Genomic DNA, 18,212 nt, shown 5'->3' with positions numbered 1-18,212 from the left:
TTTAATTTTCCACCTTCTCAAACGCAAATGCTCTCATGAAATTTTTTTCTAGACTAAATAACTCTTCATCTTCATGAAAATGAATGAGAAGATCAGAGTTATTAGACATCGATATTAGCTGATCCATAAATGTTGTAAAGGCTAATCCATCTTCATAATCTTTTTTATTAGGCCTATAACCACTAGACACTTTATAAAGCAATTCATATAAAGGATAGTCAATCTCTAAACTAATCCTTTTTGTATTAGATTGGTCTACGAAAGTTAGCTCCATTGTTGTGGTAAATGACTCAAAAACCTCTTTCAAATTAACTTTCGGATTAGGGAAAGGATTGAAATCCACTTTCTGAGCAACTCGATAAGATTCCGCCATATTATTAATATAAACGTACCCTTTCTTGGGTGAACCTTTCCAAGCGAAAATCGCTTTTCTGACACTCTCATAAATGTCTATAATCGTATTCTCTTCACCTCTGTTATATCCATACAAGAAACGTATGTATTGTTTCATAGAGTTCTCTTCTAGTTCCTCTTGAAGGTGACTATCTGTAAAGTAAGCAGCACGTATAAAGATCTTAGTAAGGGATTGGAATGATTCATCCTCTAAATTATTCTCCTTACTCTGCAAGAGACTAATAAAAGGCTCGAATATTTTTTTGTAGGCGTCATCTTTAATGTAATCGCCCATTACCTTGTTAAAATCTTGTGTACTATATAGACTATTAATAATCTCATCTAATGTTTTTGATCTATTATGAATAGGATCATATTTTTGGATACTATCTATTAAGTCACTTCTACCCTGTCGGTCAAACAATAGCGCTGGCAAAGAGTGTTCAATTCTTTCAAACTCTGTCATGTTTTCGATGCGTAGATCACTCAAATTAACCTCAGATGGAATTAGTAAGTCGGCTAAAAAGTTTAAGAACGTACGGGTTGAGATTACGATTTTATCTTCTAGAATTAAATGACATATTATTCTATTTAATATATTTTTAGTATTACCATCTGATAGCAGTTCGTAATTTAAATGAACAGCCGTATAAAAATTTCGTTGTAAATCCTTCTGATAAGCTTGGTAAAAAGGATTATTAGAATTACTTTCGGTTACTTTATGAAAGATATCGTCGAAATATTTAGAGAACACCCTATTAGCCTTTAGCTGGAATGGCTGATAATCAGAGAAATTAATGATTGAAAACTCATCTCGGTCAAACACTTCTGTAATTTCTTCGCTAAATAGACCACTATTTTCCACGAATTTTTCTAACTTGTTAAAGGTCAAGTTCGTGTGATCATAAGAAACAAAATTATTCAATACACCTAAATTAATAGCAAGAATGACTTTCTCTTTTCCATCTGTTAAACGCTGGTCACTAAATCCCTCCAACTTTTCACGTAATGTATCCATACTATTCTTATCTGGAGAATTACTCTCAGTAGCATCATTAATTATAGTAAAGTCGCGGATTTTCTCCGGTATATTTTCTGAGATATAAGATAATAAATGCGATTTCCCGTCTCCCACACTACCTGATAGGAGGATTAATTTTTTGTCTTGTTCTAAAGCCTTTTCTAACTCAGCTTCTAAGTTCTTTTGTATTTTACGTTCTACGTGAAGGTAATTCTTAAACTCAGAAAAGTTCCCCACATTTTCTAGAGCTTCTTGAGATGAAGCTTTTAATCTATTTAGTTCTCGAACCAAATAGCTTTGATCTTCGCCTAAATCTTCGGCTATTTGATATCCATCGTTCTTCTCCTCTACCTCAGTCCCTTGATCGACACTTGGAGCTGTGTATTGGCTAATATGTTGGCGAATAAGCTCTTGGATGTAGTCTTCATTTACATTTGGAGTAGCTTTGGGTTCCACATAATTCGGTGTTTCAAAATTAGGAGAACCGTATACTTCTGTATACCAGCCTGCAAGCTTGAACACCTTCTTGTGAACTTTTAATGCAACGATTTGTGAGTGCTCTTTCTCATCGTGTACTGCTTTATTTCCATTAAGACGCAGAAAATCAATTTCCTCTTGTAGCTTCTTATCGAATATACCTTCCCTATATAATTCATGTAACATATCATATAGTTTTGGGAAGAAACGTTCATCCTTCACATCTTTCTCTTCTCGATATATTTCTTTTAGAAGATTCTCTGCAAATTTTCTTCCTTGAATAATAGAAGATGTAGCATCTACATAAACAAGCTCATCTACTTTTTGAGCGAGATTGTAAAGTGATTCACTATATTCTTCTAGGAAAGAACAAAAATGTTTCTCCGACATTACTTTCTACCTCCGAACACTTCATTTAAATTTAATACAATTTTAACATAAAATAACAAATACAATTACCGACAATTTCTGCTAAATTCCAGTTTTAATCATTGAGAGTTTAATAGTTTAGGTTTATAATAAAACTATAATATTACGTACGTAATCAGGAGGATTTACATGGACTTTGGTTTCAGTTATAATTTCCCTGCCATTAAAGGTGTCCAAGCAGGACAGGAATATTACATTGCAATGTGTCCATTGCGTGTAATCCCTAAAATCTTCTTGTTTGATGAAGAAGAAGTTCCGCCAGACTACAGAGCTCAAAGAATTATAAATAAAAATAGAATTCCTGAAATGACAAACTACATAGTTGATAATAAAGAAGACTATGTTTTCTCGTCCCTAACTGCATCAATTGATGGAGACGTAGAGTTCAACTCAGTCTCAGAACAACCCGCTTTTAGCGATATGGGAATGCTAACGATTTCGTTAGATGCCAGGTTTTTGATTAACGACGGACAACATCGAAGAGCTGCTATTGAAGAAGCCTTAAAGCTCAACCCCGAATTGGGTAGCGAAACGATTTCCGTCGTATTTTTTGTGGATTCAGGTTTAAAACGATCTCAACAAATTTTCTCTGATCTTAACAGGCATGCTGTAAATACTACCTCTTCTATAGGTATATTGTATGACCATCGCGATAAGTTGGCAATTGCTACGAGAACGATTATTGAAACGAACCCTTTCTTAAAAAGATATACAGATCGAGAAAAGGTGTCTCTTTCAAAGAATTCTCCCAAAATCCTTTCGCTCAACCATGTGTTCAATACTAACCTAAAATTGCTAGGAATCTCAAAAGGTGACCCTATTTCCGATGAAGATGAGCGCTTCCTTATTGAATTTTGGGAAACCCTTACTTCTTCTATTTTAGAATGGGAACAAGTTATGGAACGACACCTTACCCCAAAGGAGTTGCGAATTAATTATGTCGTAGGTCATGGCGTTTTTCTTGAAGCGATTGGCCTTGTTGGTAAAGAACTCAGAGCTAATTATCATAATAAGTGGAAGGATTATATCTCTGCATTGAAAACAATTGACTGGTCTAGGACTAACTCTGATTATTGGGGAGGCAGAGCCATAAACAATGGTCGCGTACAAAAAACGGGCCACACCATTAAACTAACAGCAATACAAATTAAGAATTTATTAGATCTTCCACTTTCAGAAAATGAAAGAGTTATAGAAGAGCAGTTTAAGAAAGGAACATCAAAATGACCGGGATTATTTCACAAGCATTTAATGAAAAAACAACTCTTATTGACCAAGCTAAAGAAGAAGTGAAAAAAACTTATTTAGCCGACGACCGACCTTGGGTTATCGGATATAGTGGAGGTAAAGATTCCACTGTAGTTGTGCAATTAGTATTTGAAGCGTTGAGCGAAATGCCAGCCGACCAATTAACTAAAAAAATCTATGTAATATCGTCTGACACTCTAGTCGAAACACCGCTGATTATACAATCGATTAATACAACACTACGCCGAATTGAAGAAAAGGCCGTAGAACTTAATTTACCAATTGAAACGCACAAGGTAAAGCCTATGGTAGAACAATCTTTCTGGGTGAATATTATTGGGAAAGGTTATCCTTCTCCAAACCAGCAATTCAGATGGTGTACGGATCGTCTCAAAATCGATCCAGCAAACCAATTTATTAAAGATAAAGTTGATTCTTTCGGCGAGGTCATAATGGTATTAGGTGTTCGCGAAACGGAAAGCGCAACTCGAGCTAATGTTATTAAATCGCACTCTGTTGAGGGTAAAGTACTGATGAGACACTCCACTCTATCTAATGCTTATGTCTATGCTCCTATTCGCAAATTTGACTTAGATGAAGTATGGAACTATCTTCTAAACTTCGAATCTCCATGGGGAGACGATAACTACGAACTACACCGCTTATATAAAGAGTCAGGTAGTGGTGAGTGCCCATTAGTTGTAGATAAGACTGTAAAAGAGTCTGCAGGTTCCTGTGGTAACTCCAGGTTTGGTTGTTGGGTATGCACAGTAGTTAATGAAGATAAAGCTTTAAGCGGATTTATTAACAGCGGACATGACTGGATGAAACCCCTTCTCGACTTCAGAAACTGGTTAGCTTCTATAAGAGATGATCGTACAAGAAGAATGAAGTATCGCATGGATGGTCAGGTATACTTTAGACCAATGCAAATTAAAGAAATTGATGGAACAGAATATGTCATTATCCCTAAAAAGGGAAGTCGAAAGAAAGACTTAATTCCATTAGATAAATTTGATCAAATAGAAAAGCATGAACTAAAAGGTTACCTCGACAAACACAACATTGACCTTTCTTCTTCTGATGATCCAATGGTTTTAATTAGAGATGAAAAAGGCAATTTATGCAGACTTGGTTTAGGACCGTTTACTCTGGAAGCACGTAAAGAAATACTGGAGTATCTCCTACAGGTTCAACGGGATTTAACCCACCCATTCGACGAAGAATATGATCTTATAAAAGATGAAGAATTAAAAGAGATTCGAAAGATTTGGTTTAACCATGGCGACTTTGAAGACAGCCTTCCTTCTCTATATAACAACATTTTTGGACAAGATCTTAATTGGGAAAAAGACGAACGGTTAATCTTTGACCAAGATGAACTACACCAATTAGAAATGATGTGCCAGGAAGAGGGAATTGATTTTAAACTTGTTAAGAAGCTTCTTTTAATTGAAAAAGATTATACAGGCTTTAAAGTTCGTCGAGGATTAATGGATCAAATATCATCAGCATTACAACAAGACTATTTACACCTATAATGGTTGATTGAAAGGAAACGTAGTTTATGATTTTAAAGAAGATCTCTCTTAATAACGTAGGTCCCTATGAAGGAATCAATATTTTCAACTTCAACACAGATAAAGAAAACAATACAATTCTTATAGGTGGTAAAAACGGGTCTGGTAAAACCACCTTCTTAAATAGTGTTCGATTAGCATTGTATGGCCCATTAGCCTATGGGTTTAAGACCACGTCCAACGAATATCTAAAAAAAATAAGCTCCTTACTCAACTCCAATGCTTTAAAACGGCAACGGAGTGAAATTAAAGAGTTTGAAGACGAATTTAATATTAGAATCGATTTCTCTATGATTGAAAACTTTACTCGAATTCATGCATCAATTATCCGTAAGTGGATTGTTGAAGAATCTTCAATTAAAGAAAAAGTTTCTGTCATTAAAGACGGGGTTGAAGTAAGCGAAGTGGAGAAAGACCAGTTCTTTACGCACTTAAGAACTAGCTTTCCCCCTTCCCTACTTGAACTATGTTTCTTTGATGGTGAAGAAATATCTCATTTAACTGATGAAGATAATCTCTCCCATTACCTTGAAGTCTTGTCATCCAAAATCTTTAACTTGGATCTATTCCAGAACTTAGAACAAGATTTAGGAAACTATTTAAATCAGAGTTCTAAATCAAAAGAGCAAACAGAATTAGAAGATGAGAAGGAAGAACATGAGTCTAAGCTTAACGAAAAAATTCAACAGCTTCAGCAGCTATCAAAATTAGTAGAAGATACAGAAGCTGATTTAGAAGCTAATAAGCAACGCTACCAAGATGTAAAAAAAGACTTCTCTCTACATGGTGGAATTGCTTACGAAGAGAGAACGAGAATACAGAATGAAATTAATGATATTGAAGGTCAAAGGAAACACCTTAATGAAAAGTTAAAAGAATTTATTGCTTTAGAATTACCATTTTTCATTGCATTTCCTCGTTTATATGAGCTGGTAGAACAGTTAAAAAACGAAGAAGATTTTCATGTTTCTAATATCTTGAAAGATAAAATAGAAAACCTTCCAGTGAACCAAATCATTGAACAGCTTGGTTTACCTGGAAATCAAAAACAAGAAGAACAATTAAAAGACTCTCTTGTTACACATTTAGCCAAGACAAATGATGTGAAAATCATTCATAATGCTTCAAAAACAGAAGCTCAACAAGTTTATGGCCTAAAGTCCAAAACAAGTTTGAATAACCTTCAAGAAATATTTAATCTTATTGAAGAAAATAAAAACTTATTACTGAAAACTCAAGACCTTAAAAAGAAACTGAAAGACAATGAAGAATCACCTGAATTTTCAGACATGATTCAAAGTATGGAAGAATATAACCGAATGATTACCGACTTGGAAGACAAGCTAGAAAATTATAAAGATCAAAGCCAAAGTGTTAGTGATGAGGTAGAAGATTTAAACAATAAATACGAGAAAGTGAAGCAACAACTTCACAAAATTCATAAGACTAAGTCCTCTTTTGAAGAATCTCAAAAGATTATTCAAATCAGTCAAAAATTTCAACAACAACAACTTAGAAATAAAATTAAAGATATAGAATATTTCTCTTCTAAGATGTTCAAAGATCTAATTCGTAAAGAAGAATTTATTAACCATATTACTATTGATCCTAAGAACTTTAGTTTAAGTATTCTTGACCACAACAATGAGTTTATTAATAAAGATATACTTTCTGCAGGTGAAAAAGAATTATTAGCTTTATCTATTATTTGGGGAACCATTATGTCTTCCAAAAAAGAACTGCCGTTAATTCTTGATACTTTACTAGGAAGACTCGATAATGAGCACAAGCACTCAATCGTCACTAAGTTACTTCCGAAATTCGGTGTACAGAATATTGTTTTATCCACCGATTCAGAGATTGATCCTAAACTGTATACCTCTTTACAGGAAACTACTGCAAACGAGTATACTTTAAATTATGATGCCATGAATCGTAAAACAAATATCGAAAAACATTTCTTCAATTTGCGAACAGAAAAGGTGGAACAGTAATATGAATTTCCGTTTAAAAACAACTGCCGAAACAGCAGAAATCTTAAAAAACCTTCATAATTCCACCGGTCTAACTCCCAATTTACTTTCTCGAATCGCAATATCACTATCTGTATTAAATAGTGATGATCCGGAAGATGTTGTGTCTGATCGCAATGGATTAGAATTTAATCGAAATACACTCACTGGCGACAATGATTATTTCTATAAGGCTATTATCCGACAACATGCTAATCGCGAGGTGACAGAAGAAGAATACTTCCCTAATTTATTTAATGCTCACCTAACTAGAGGTGTAAAATTATTAAATGAAGAATATAAGCACTCAGGGAATTATGATAAATTATTAAGAAATCTTCTTAAGATGTCGGAAGAAAACCTCAAGGAGGCTTAAGAGAATGCTGTATTTAGATAACAGTGCAACTACCCCTATTCTACCTGAGGTAAAAGATAAAATGCTTACTTACCTTTCTAATGAGTATGGAAACCCTTCAGGGAAATATTATCAATTAGCCGTAAATGCTGATCAGGCTATAAGAGAATCTAGAACTCACTTATCTAAATTATTGAATTCGAAAGAGCAAGAGATCATTTTCACCAGTGGTGCAACCGAGAGCAACAATATGGTTCTCAAAGGCGTTGCTGATTATTACATTCATAAAGGTAAGCACATTATTACTTCTAAAGCAGAACACAGCGCGATTGTGGATGTATGTGAGCATTTAGAAACAATAGGGTTAGAAATAACTTATTTAGATGTAGACCAATACGGGAGAGTTAACCCTGAAGAACTTAAAGAAGTAATAAGAGAAGATACAATTCTGGTTTCAATCATGTGGGGTAATAATGAACTCGGGTCTTTAAATGATATTGAGACAATCTCATCAATTTGCAAAGAGCATAATGTCTTTTTCCATACAGATGCTACCCAAGCTTTAGGGAAAGTAGAAATTAATTGGGATGAACTTGAAGGGATTAGCTTCCTTTCTTGTTCTGCACACAAAATGCACGGACCTAAAGGCGTCGGAGCTCTAGCAATCAGGAGCGATCAATATGGGAAACTTATTCCTTTTACTCCTCTTTTTCACGGCGGCGGACAAGAGGACGGCATACGAAGTGGAACCTATTCGGTCCATAATATTGTCGGCTTCGGAGAGGCTGCACGAATCGCTAAAAAGAATTTAGATACGAACAGAAAACATTTAAACAAGTTAGAACTTCGCTTAAGAGAAATATTAAATGACAAATTCCACGATAATATTGCTTACAATTCCGACACCAAAGACAAGCTACCTGGTGTGGTGAATGTTCAATTTATTGGACTTAACAATGAAGTATTGCTAAAAAAGCTGGCTCCCATCATTGCAGCTTCTACTGGCTCTGCTTGTAGTAGTGCCAAACCATCACATGTACTCCAAGCTGCTGGTTTAGATCTTAAAGCTGTTAGAGAATCGATCCGCTTCTCTTTTTCTCCTTACACAGAATTAAGTGAAGTAGAAATCTTTAATGAATTATAAAAGAGAGCAAGGTGTGATCACCTTGCTCTTTGAATAATTATTAAATTAAATCTTGTGTCAAACGACGTCTCTCCAACTCAGAATGATCTGTTATCTCCTGAAATTCTTCTATATAATCAATAACATTTCTTAAACCATTTTTCTCGTCTTCCATGATGATATTATAAACTTTCTCTGCCCCACTTGCCGCATATTCTTCAGCAATCGTTATCTTTTCTTCAAATTTTTCTTCAGTATAATCATATAATAAAGATAGGTTTTCTGTTTCCAAATACGCAATCATGTTGATCACGGGTTCATCTGTTCGTTCACTAAACACTTGCCAATTAATTAACTCCAAGGATTCCTTGAAAGGGATTCGCTCTCCCTCCAAATACCCTACTGTAAGAGAAAGCATAAACAAGTCTTTATATGTTTCAAATATTCCAAACTCATTTTTATCTGTTAATTCTGTATAAATATGTTCTTGTTGCTTTGGACGTCTAACCCTTCTATTATACATTTAACTCACAACCTTTTTATTTCCGTATATTCATGTGTCTCTTCAACATCCTGTCTTGGGTCATGATAATTCAGGATATATTGATGACCAACATGGTTCTTTAGAGACTCTTCTACTTCGCCTTTCCACTGGGAGGTAGATACAATTACTATGATTTGCTCAGATAATTTGTGAATTCCTTGGGCGACCCTATGCCTATGATCAGAATCCAAAGCTCCAAAAGGTGAATCCATTACAAGTGGATAGATCCCACCTTCATTTATTAAATTTGAAGACTTTTTCTGATAGTGCTTTCTTGCTATATCTACAATAGCGCCTATAAACGATAAACTTGTTATTTGCCTTTCCCCTTGAGAAAGGGCAACCTTTTCACCATAGTGATTTTGTACCACTAACTTGAAGTCATCTGTGAGTGATATTTTAAATCCTTTACGTAAGAAGTTACCGTATACTTCTTGAATTTTTTCTTGTAAGTCTGTTTTAACTTCTTCTTCTTTTAGGTTATATATTTTTTGCATAACTGAAGTAAGCTTTTCACAAGTATCTAATCGTCGCTTGGCCAGATTAGCTTTATCTTGTTTTTGCTGTTGCTTACTAATTTGCCCCGAGATTTCCTTGATCTTTAAATCCAACTCATTTGTTCTGTGTTCAATAACCCCTATACTCTTTTGGTAATTTGTGATATCTTCTAAGAACTTTCTTCTATTACTTTCTAAATCAGGAACATTCTCATATTCACGGTTACTTAATTCAGAGCTGATTTCCTCAAGTTTGTTTTGGAGGTCAATTATATGCTCTTTTAACCGGTATTCTGACTTTTGCTTATCTTCCACTTCGTTTATAAAACGATCTCGATTATCTAAAACCATTTCCATTTGAGTGTTTAAATTGCTCCTCGTAGCTTCTTGACTATATCTTGATACTGTATCTAATAACTTGTGAAGATTTTCTTTGTGATGCTCACAAACTTCTTCCCCACAAATACAAGTCCCTCTCTCTAGTACGGATTGCACTAGATCAGATGTAAGGCCAGGAAAGGTTTCCTGTTGAGGACTTGCCTCAGAAGCGAATTTAGATTTAATCTTTTCAGCAAGTATATGGGTAGATGCTAAATAACCTTTCTTACTTACTACTTTTCGTAAAGACGTCTGAACAGTTTCTAATTCAGCTTTTGACGATTTCAATGATTCTTCTAACTGCTTTCGTTCTTGCTGTTTTTCACTTATCCCCTTTACAAGTACAAGTTGATCATCTATATCCTTTATTTGCTTATTGCGATGTTCTATATTTTGCTTTAACTGACTCTCTTCTAAGATTAACTCTTCTCTTTCCTCTTTGTATCTTCCTTCTTGTTCTAACAGTTGTTTTGTTTCTTCATCTGCAAAATTAGCCCACTCTTTATGGAAATCTTTTTTTGCATCTTCAGTGTGCTTAATACCTCGATCAATAATCTCAAGATCCATGACTACCTTTACGGCTTCCCTAATTTCATCATTATCATCATGACGTGATAAATGATCAATTCTTTCCCCATCAAATAAGAAATAGTTTCTGAGATTCTGGGGTAATATTCGGTTTATTTCATTGGTGGGATTACTTAGCTTTCTCCATTGTCCTTCGCTAAAGTACTGAAGTAAGATTTGTTCTTCAGGGTTTCTTAAATCAGAACCATATTTAGTTCCAACTATACTCCTCTTTAATATGTATTCTACTTCACGTGATTCAAATTCTAACTCTACATACATTTCAACTTTTCTAGCATCAGGGGCTGATTCCACAGCATAGCTGTTCACTAATTTATCCGGGTCTGGCAAGTCTGTTATTCCATATAAACTCCAGTTAAATGCATTTAACAAAGCTGTCTTACCCGCTCCATTTTCTCCATGAATCACCGTTATATTATTATCTTCGTTAACAGAGAACTCCATTTCTTGCTTTCCAAAATACTGCCTGAAGTTATTCAGTGTTAGTTTACGGACCAGCATTACTTCACCCCCTCTTTAATAAAGTTGTAAATATCCTTTTTAATAGAAGTTCCTTGAAGCGATTTACGATGTAATAATTCCTTTTCAGCCTTAACAATCTTCATAAATATTTGTTGTTCATGTTCATCCAGTTCATCTAATATACGGTATAAGTCATTTTCATTCATATTTATTCCCCTTTATTATATATCCATTAAATTAAATTCTCTTTTCAACTCCCAAACAACATTTTCAGCTTCTGGTCCATTTATAGCTAGCCCTGAAAATTCTTTAAAACGTAAAAACTCTTTTTTCAACTGGGATCTCACCATATTATAGTAATCATCTTCACCAGAAGTTACATCTTGGATGTCTGGAGGGATCACAATAAAGTCATGGATTGTAGCAAACTTTTTATCAGGATGTTTCCGTAATACCCTACCCCTTCTTTGCACGAATTCCTTAGGATTACCAGAGCTCGCTATTAAATATGCATACTTTGTAGCAGGCACATCAATTCCTTCATCTAAACATTTAATAGCAACAAGAGCCTCCGTTTCTCCACTTTCAAAGGAGTTCAGTAATTCATTTCGTTCCTGATTAGATTCCCTTGAGGTGAATCTATTAGCAATTACATTGAACTTATTGCTTAATAATTCTCTAACAGCATCCACTTGTCTTTCCTTTTTGTAATATCCATCACCACAATAAAACAGTGAGTGCTTGTTAACTCCTGACTCTTTGAGTAGATTTATTAAAACTGAAATTTTATTTTCAGCAGAATAAATAATTCTAGCTCTCTTTAAAGCTAATTTCTCCATCGACTCTTTAGCTTCAGAATCTTCCTTTGACCTATAATAGAGTTTCTTGATTTTATTCGTCAACTCGATATATTGTTCGCTTTCTTCTTCGTTAAGATGAACTAAGTGCGGATAGTAGTAATACCTGGTTAAGAATCCACGATCAATGGCTTCCTTTAATGAGAAAGAATAAACAACTTTATTCCCAAAATACTTAATCAGTTGGTTTGTGCCACCCTCATCCATCCAGCGAGTTGGAGTGGCTGTTAAGCCTAATCGATACCGAAAGATTCCTGGTAAGCTTTTATTTAAATTCTCAGCCCCAAAATAGTGAGCCTCATCAACAATGATTAGAGTATCTTCCCCCATTTTATTCACTTTACTTTGAAAAGTATCCATTGAGAAGGTTGCATTAGTAGTAACTGTAACAACTAAATCGGTATAGCCCTTTTTAAAGGCACGAATTGATTCATCCAATTGAGGTGACCATACCTTCGATTGCTCATAGGCCTTAATAGGCTTTAAGCCAAAGTTTCTGCATTCTTTCATCCATTGGGAAGAAAGCTGATTAAAAGGAGTGACTATTACTATATTTAATCTATTCTTCTTTTTAAATAGCTCCTGTGCAAGAGCCAAAGCTGTAATTGTTTTTCCAGTACCAGTGGCCATTTCTAATAGCCCTTGTTTTTCATTCTTTAGCCAATTACTTATAGCTTGATGCTGATAGTCTCTTAATTCTATAAAGTCTGGGATTCTAAAGTTCATGTGATCACCTCTTATTTCTACTACTATTTTATCAAACCAAAAGTAACAATTGTAAAATACTTCTTACTATTAAACCTTGTTTTATCCTTTGCAAAATTAGTAAAATGGATTTAGGAAAGAGTTGTAAAGGAGACCAATTATGCACTATTCCGAGAAGATTTTGATACATGAGTTAGTTAAAAAATATGAAATTAGCTCTGAAATGGTTTATAAATTACTTCAAGAATCTAAGAGAAGTTCTTATGAGAATCAAAAAGATTCCAAAAAAGTGGCAGAGATCGAAAATTTGATTTCTTTTTATGTAAAAAAAGATCAGAAGGATGAGTCAGATTGAGATTTAAAAAAATTGTATTTGAAAACTATAAAACATACTACGGGCATCAAGAAATTGATTTATCCATTACTGAAAAAGATAAAGAAGAAAACCGCAACATCATTTTACTAGGAGGACTAAACGGCGCTGGTAAGACGACGATTTTAAAAGCTATTCGCTATGTACTCTTTGGACACCGAGGTATTACCAAAACTGAGTATGAAAGATTGTTAGCTAACATGATTAATAATACATACTTTGAAGAAGGCGGACGAGATTGCGCTGTTTCCCTAACCCTTCAAATGGACTCAGGAGAGGAATGGCGTTTAAAAGTTCGCTGGACCTTTGATAAGTTCAAGACCAATATGAGCGAAAACCGGGATATCTTTATTAAGAAGCCAGGAATCCGAAAAGAAAAAGAGCTTAACATTACAGATATTGAATCTTTTAACCGTTTTATTGACCGGATTATTCCGTATAAAGCAGCTCCCTTCTTCATTTTTGATGGAGAAGAAATAAAAGATCTCATCACGAAACAAAATAGCTCGGATATGAAACAAGCTATTCATAAAATTACTGGCTTAGATAGTTATAAACTACTTGTTAAGAATCTTGAAACACTTGAATCAGATCTTTATAAAAAGCTTTCGAGTGCAACAAACCAAGATACTGTGAATAAACACCAGAAAGAACTAGAAGAGACTGAAGCCGAGATAGAGAAGTATGATAAATACATCAACAAAACCAAGAAAGAGGTTCATTCTGTAGATGAAGAAATAGCCACATATACTACGCAACGTAATGAGAAAATAGCTAATAATTCCAAATCTAGAGAAACATTGGTGAAAAAGCAGTCACAAATTAGTACAAAACTTGATTTAAAGAAAGAGGAATTAGATAGACAATATAAAGAAAATATTCTTTATATTATTCTTAGCGACGATATCAAAGCTTTAAGAAAAGAAATTAAATCAGAAAAAGAAGTTAAGAACAAAAAGATTATGAGGGAAAATTCACTGGAACCCTATAATCGTTTTATTAACACCTTGCTCGGAAAGGACATTGATCCTCCTCTTACGGAGCAACAACTTGATCAGATCAAAGAAATTGGAGAGAAGGTTTGGCTTAATGAAGAAGAGGACTCTTCCTCTGATATAGAAGCTATTCATGACTTATCCTCTAGAGAAGAGAATATCATTCATACTCTTCCCCAAAAAGATGTTACCTACCTACATCAAATTCAGAAAGAACTTTCTGAATTGAGAAGTCAATACGAAGAATTAGAGGTAGAAATCCAAGCTGCTCCTGAGTCAGTTGATATTGAAGAAGAAACACAAAAAATCGCGCAGCTCCAAGAAAAGAAAGGTGTCTTAAACTCAAGAATAAGAGCAGCATTTAGGAAACTAACTCCTCTTAAAGATAAGAAAACAAATTCACGTAATAAGTTAACTAGACTTTCATCTACTGATGTTTCTGCTGATGAATTGAATCAAAAAGTAGACTATGTTAGCCGTACTAAAGCATTTTCTGAGGAATTCCTAACAAGAGCGACAGAATTAAAAGCAGAACTCATACGAGATGAGTTTGAAAAGATGCTTAAGAAGTTATTCCGAAAAACAGATGAGTTTGGAGAAGTTGTCTTCGATATTAACAATTATTCTATCAGACTTTATAATGAACGTGGTCAAGAGATTAGTATTTTAGATCGCTCTGCTGGTGAGATGCAAATGATTTCTTCTGCTTTAATTTGGGCTTTAATAAAGTCTTCAGATTTAGATTTACCAATGGTGATTGATACACCTCTCGGAAGGTTAGACAGTATTCACAGAAATCGCTTAATAGAAAATTACTATAAAGAATTATCTGATCAGGTTATTATCCTTTCCACGGATACTGAAATCACCCAAGAATATGTTCAAATGATGAAAGATCATAGCTCGAAACAGTATTTGCTAGACTACTATGAAGAACATAAGTACACGTTAATCCGTGATGGCTACTTTGATATCGTGGAGGTTAACTAATGTCCAATAAAAAATTAAGTTTATCAAAAGACGGTAAAGAATTATTAGATGAATTAGTTTATTCACTAGATTTAGATCGACCTTTGGTTATTAATATTGCCTTAGCTAAAGGCCTAACTTATGAAAAGGAACTATCATTTGACGCTTCTTCTAAGCCTAAATGGACGATTCCAGAGAATATTATTAGGGACAAGGAATTTTTGCTATTTAAACATTTAATTATTAGCAAAAGAAGTACCGAGATTACAGAAGAGACAATCCATAATGATATGCTACATTATATTGAGTTAGGAATACGTGTGTTATCTAAGGCTATACAGGAAAAGAATAGCTTAGAGGATAGTAGATTCGTTATTATATAAAACAGGAAAGGCTATTTAAAATGTCTCATTGGACATTTTAAATAGCCTTATTTCATTAATTCGACACATACACCTCCTCAGCATTCCTCTAAAAGTATCGCGACCCCTATCAATTTTCCACCTAAAACATTGTTGTTTGAAAATAAAGAAATCAAGAATCAAAATAATAGTACTTTTGAATTTTAATCTTCTACATTAAATAAATACAGCTTATCGTAAAATGAGCACCGCTTATCAGACTTTTCTTTACGCGCCTTCTCCACTTCCTCTATTGAATAACCATGTTGTTCAGCTAACACATTCACTAATTCCAATAGATCAGCAAGCTCTTCAACAGCACTTTCTTCATCTTCCGCATTTAAGTATTCTTCTGATTCTTCTTGTAATTTCTTTCTAAGTTCAGATTGATACTGTTCGTCTGATAGAGTATCAATCTCAAATGATTTACCCGTTTCCTCTAGCACCTGGGGGATTAGAGCCCTTACTAGTTTGTTATATGTTGGCATCCAATCACCTCTTTAACTTTGGCAAAATATCCATCCTTCGTTGTAAGCACGAAACACTTTCTCCTTTAATCCACGCCTTACCATTAAATTCTTATTTCAAACCATACCCCTCAACCATAGCCCGAACTTCCTCCCGAACCTCTTCCTTCAACTCCTCAGGCGAAACGACCTTCGCCTTCTGCCCCCACTGCATAATCCAAGCTACAAGCCCCGCACTCATCTTCGCCTTCGTTGAAAGGATAAAGTGCTCCTCATCGACTTGCTGGATGGAGGCTTCTAGGCCGAATCGGTCGAGGACGACGTTTAGAAGGGAGGCGTGGAACTGGACCTTGATCCAGGTGTCCTCGCCTGCGAACATGTGGAAGCTTTGGTCGACGTAGTCCTGGACGTTGAAGTCTTCTTTTCTGAAGCGTTCTTCTGAAAGGCGAATGTTGCGTATGCGGTCGAGGCGGTAGTGACGCATTTCTCCGGTGCCGCGGAAACGGCCTATTAAATAGTAGAAATCGTTTTGCCAGATAAGAGCATAAGGCTCGACTTCATACGTGCTGCCTTCTCGGTTGTATTCGAACTCTTTCTTCATATTGTATTTTCCGTACTGGTAGTGAAGGACCGTTTGTTCAGCGATGGCTCTATGTACATGATCGATGTTTAGCTTCACAAGCTGATAGCCATCATCTGCTGATTGGTTGAACAACACCGGATCGGGTAATTGCTTGGCAATATGTTTACTTGTTAGCTGCTTAATACGCGGGATTAAGTCTTTCTTTTCTTTCTCTGTAATGAACTTGGCTGATAGGACTGCATCGATCAGTAAGCGCAAGTGATACGTTTCAAATACACGGTCCTGATAGCTGTACATCATCCGACCGAATTCCCCCTGGTTCTGAATGACTTCAACCCCCGCTTCTGCAAGGACTTCCATGTCCCGCTTTAGCGTTCGGTTATCAAACTGAGCCTCTGAGCCAAATACGAACTTCAATTTTTCCTTAATCTCTTTTATGCTTAATTCGTGATATTCATCGGTTTCTTGGGATAGGATCTCTTGCAGCTGCAATAACCTCGTATTGTTGTTTAGTTCCAAATGTGAGACCTCCTCTTTCCTTTTCCAATTTCTATTGTAATGCTCCATTTTTTCCAGTGCTACCTTTTTATAAATACTCCTTGTTTTGGAATTTATATCAGTACTTTTTCTTAACATTTAGGATAATAGATGCTTCTATGAAATTGTTTAAATTATCCATGCAAGGGTACTATTCTATAACAACTGCACGAAAACACTCGGAAGGACCACTTCCTTTTCATAGCTTTTTCACCTTAGAGCACTACGTACATACATGTCGACCTTTCATTTAGCTCTTGAACGATTCAGGGAGGGGTATAATGGTAAATGGTTTGATGCTGGTCTTGTCACTAATCGGACTTTCCATTGTTCTGAATGGAATGGCGATGGTCAAGACTGAGGTGAAGAAGAGTCCGGTGAAGACGTTTATGATGATCAGCTTAGGAATCTTAACCCTCGTCTTTCTTTATCTGGTCCCTTACAGCTTCTGGCGCCTAACAGGTTCTCCTGCGAATTGGAGTGGTGGGTTAGCGGTCGCTGCCGCTTTGATCGGTGTTGTTCTATATGTTCGCTGGCTTTACATGACCAGAATCAATAAAACGTAAATAGCTCTTTTGATTGAATAGACCCGCTCCCGCTATTACGAAGGAGCGGGCTTATGGTTAGTTCAAGTTAATGTTCACACTCTTCGTTCCCCAGAAACCGGCATCAGCTTTCAACGTCAGGTCACTCATTTGCACGTCAGAGCCTACTTCAAATACGATGATTCCTTCTTTCTTAAGCCCTGGGTTGATCTCTTCAAAGAACAACATCTTATCTGTTGGAATGACCATCATGAGGTCTCCGTCGTTCTTCGGGCTATACTCTGTTCCATCTTTACTCACAAGTGTAAAAAATTCAGAGCTTGTCGTAACGGCTTCGCTCTGGCCGTTATTAATCGTTACGTCTAATACGATAAACTGATTGTCTGTCGTAACAGGTTCTGTGTATTCGTCGCTACCTTCAATTGTTGTTTTCGATTGTGCGTTCGTTACCGTGAATCCAATCTTATCAATCGTAGCCGTTTCTCCAATCCCGATCGTTTCTGTTTGTTCTTCTTTCGTCTCTTCTTTCGGCTCGTCACTCGATGTACTTTCTGTTGACGTGGTTGCGGAGTCATCCCCACCTGTTGCGACCGCGATAATAATTCCAATCACCACAATCGCCCCAATAATCGTTAAGCATCCTGAAAATAGTTTCTTCATCATTCATTCCTCC

Annotated in this window: 17 protein-coding genes; 9 read left to right on the top strand and 8 right to left on the bottom strand. The window is 35.5% G+C overall.

Going from position 1 to position 18,212, the window contains the following annotated elements:
- Nucleotide 1: 1 nt before the first annotated feature.
- Complete coding sequence (gene dptF / locus ACYX4O_RS05880) at nucleotides 2-2,281, bottom strand: DNA phosphorothioation-dependent restriction protein DptF (protein WP_476355425.1); 2,280 nt, start codon at nucleotides 2,279-2,281, stop codon at nucleotides 2-4.
- Between the two features lie 168 nt (nucleotides 2,282-2,449).
- On the opposite strand from dptF, the gene dndB reads away from it, so the two are divergent.
- Genes dndB through ACYX4O_RS05855 form a run of 5 tightly spaced genes read left to right on the top strand, consistent with a single transcriptional unit; the run spans nucleotide 2,450 to nucleotide 8,659 of the window.
- Nucleotides 2,450-3,547, top strand: a complete 1,098-nt coding sequence (gene dndB, locus ACYX4O_RS05875) for a DNA sulfur modification protein DndB (protein ID WP_476355423.1) — start codon at nucleotides 2,450-2,452, stop codon at nucleotides 3,545-3,547.
- Nucleotides 3,544-5,109: a DNA phosphorothioation system sulfurtransferase DndC gene (dndC, locus tag ACYX4O_RS05870; protein ID WP_476355422.1), complete on the top strand. Its 1,566-nt coding sequence runs from the start codon at nucleotides 3,544-3,546 to the stop codon at nucleotides 5,107-5,109. Before dndB ends, dndC begins: the two co-directional genes overlap by 4 nt.
- Before the next feature lie 26 nt (nucleotides 5,110-5,135).
- A complete protein-coding gene (gene dndD, locus ACYX4O_RS05865) occupies nucleotides 5,136-7,142 on the top strand; it encodes a DNA sulfur modification protein DndD (protein ID WP_476355420.1) in 2,007 nt (668 codons plus the stop codon).
- Nucleotide 7,143: 1 nt separating this feature from the next.
- Nucleotides 7,144-7,536: a DNA sulfur modification protein DndE gene (dndE, locus tag ACYX4O_RS05860; protein ID WP_476355419.1), complete on the top strand. Its 393-nt coding sequence runs from the start codon at nucleotides 7,144-7,146 to the stop codon at nucleotides 7,534-7,536.
- 4 nt (nucleotides 7,537-7,540) lie between these two features.
- The gene (locus tag ACYX4O_RS05855) at nucleotides 7,541-8,659 is read left to right on the top strand and encodes a cysteine desulfurase family protein (RefSeq protein WP_476355417.1); all 1,119 of its coding nucleotides are present in this window, start codon (nucleotides 7,541-7,543) and stop codon (nucleotides 8,657-8,659) included.
- A gap of 40 nt (nucleotides 8,660-8,699) precedes the next feature.
- Here the strand turns inward: ACYX4O_RS05855 and ACYX4O_RS05850 are convergent, their stop codons facing one another.
- The 4 genes from ACYX4O_RS05850 to ACYX4O_RS05835 are packed head-to-tail and all read right to left on the bottom strand — an operon-like array spanning nucleotide 8,700 to nucleotide 12,690.
- The gene (locus tag ACYX4O_RS05850) at nucleotides 8,700-9,161 is read right to left on the bottom strand and encodes a DNA phosphorothioation-associated protein 4 (RefSeq protein ID WP_476355416.1); all 462 of its coding nucleotides are present in this window, start codon (nucleotides 9,159-9,161) and stop codon (nucleotides 8,700-8,702) included.
- Between the two features lie 5 nt (nucleotides 9,162-9,166).
- Complete coding sequence (locus tag ACYX4O_RS05845; protein WP_476355414.1) at nucleotides 9,167-11,146, bottom strand: AAA family ATPase; 1,980 nt, start codon at nucleotides 11,144-11,146, stop codon at nucleotides 9,167-9,169.
- Nucleotides 11,146-11,313 carry a hypothetical protein gene (locus ACYX4O_RS05840; RefSeq protein WP_188652370.1) on the bottom strand — a complete coding sequence of 56 codons (168 nt, stop codon included), beginning with the start codon at nucleotides 11,311-11,313 and terminating at the stop codon, nucleotides 11,146-11,148. Before ACYX4O_RS05840 ends, ACYX4O_RS05845 begins: the two co-directional genes overlap by 1 nt.
- 15 nt (nucleotides 11,314-11,328) lie before the next feature.
- Nucleotides 11,329-12,690 (bottom strand): DEAD/DEAH box helicase family protein, encoded by a 1,362-nt coding sequence (locus ACYX4O_RS05835; RefSeq protein WP_476355412.1) that lies wholly within the window; start codon nucleotides 12,688-12,690, stop codon nucleotides 11,329-11,331.
- Nucleotides 12,691-12,829: 139 nt separating this feature from the next.
- Between ACYX4O_RS05835 and ACYX4O_RS05830 the strand changes: the two genes are divergently transcribed.
- From ACYX4O_RS05830 to ACYX4O_RS05820, 3 genes are read left to right on the top strand one after another with little or no spacing between them, the layout of a single operon-like run.
- Complete coding sequence (locus ACYX4O_RS05830) at nucleotides 12,830-13,024, top strand: hypothetical protein (RefSeq protein ID WP_476355411.1); 195 nt, start codon at nucleotides 12,830-12,832, stop codon at nucleotides 13,022-13,024.
- Nucleotides 13,021-15,027: a DNA sulfur modification protein DndD gene (dndD, locus tag ACYX4O_RS05825; RefSeq protein WP_476355409.1), complete on the top strand. Its 2,007-nt coding sequence runs from the start codon at nucleotides 13,021-13,023 to the stop codon at nucleotides 15,025-15,027. The genes ACYX4O_RS05830 and dndD (ACYX4O_RS05825) overlap by 4 nt, the downstream gene beginning before the upstream one ends.
- Nucleotides 15,027-15,389: a hypothetical protein gene (locus ACYX4O_RS05820; RefSeq protein ID WP_476355407.1), complete on the top strand. Its 363-nt coding sequence runs from the start codon at nucleotides 15,027-15,029 to the stop codon at nucleotides 15,387-15,389. The genes dndD (ACYX4O_RS05825) and ACYX4O_RS05820 overlap by 1 nt, the downstream gene beginning before the upstream one ends.
- A 182-nt stretch (nucleotides 15,390-15,571) precedes the next feature.
- Here ACYX4O_RS05820 and ACYX4O_RS05815 read toward each other — a convergent pair whose 3' ends face one another.
- Both ACYX4O_RS05815 and ACYX4O_RS05810 read right to left on the bottom strand, forming a co-directional pair.
- Nucleotides 15,572-15,895 carry a pyrophosphohydrolase domain-containing protein gene (locus ACYX4O_RS05815; protein ID WP_476355405.1) on the bottom strand — a complete coding sequence of 108 codons (324 nt, stop codon included), beginning with the start codon at nucleotides 15,893-15,895 and terminating at the stop codon, nucleotides 15,572-15,574.
- Nucleotides 15,896-15,986: 91 nt separating this feature from the next.
- Complete coding sequence (locus ACYX4O_RS05810) at nucleotides 15,987-16,976, bottom strand: helix-turn-helix transcriptional regulator (RefSeq protein WP_476355403.1); 990 nt, start codon at nucleotides 16,974-16,976, stop codon at nucleotides 15,987-15,989.
- Between the two features lie 299 nt (nucleotides 16,977-17,275).
- Between ACYX4O_RS05810 and ACYX4O_RS05805 the strand changes: the two genes are divergently transcribed.
- Complete coding sequence (locus ACYX4O_RS05805) at nucleotides 17,276-17,560, top strand: hypothetical protein (protein ID WP_476355402.1); 285 nt, start codon at nucleotides 17,276-17,278, stop codon at nucleotides 17,558-17,560.
- Nucleotides 17,561-17,617: 57 nt separating this feature from the next.
- On the opposite strand, the gene ACYX4O_RS05800 is transcribed toward ACYX4O_RS05805, so the two are convergent.
- Nucleotides 17,618-18,199 (bottom strand): DUF4352 domain-containing protein, encoded by a 582-nt coding sequence (locus ACYX4O_RS05800; RefSeq protein ID WP_476355400.1) that lies wholly within the window; start codon nucleotides 18,197-18,199, stop codon nucleotides 17,618-17,620.
- Between the last annotated feature and the right edge of the window lie 13 nt (nucleotides 18,200-18,212).

The organism is Pontibacillus sp. ABV4_188 (assembly GCF_056311905.1).
The sequence above is the reverse complement of the archived record's forward strand: the minus strand, read 5'-3'. Positions and strand labels throughout refer to the sequence as shown.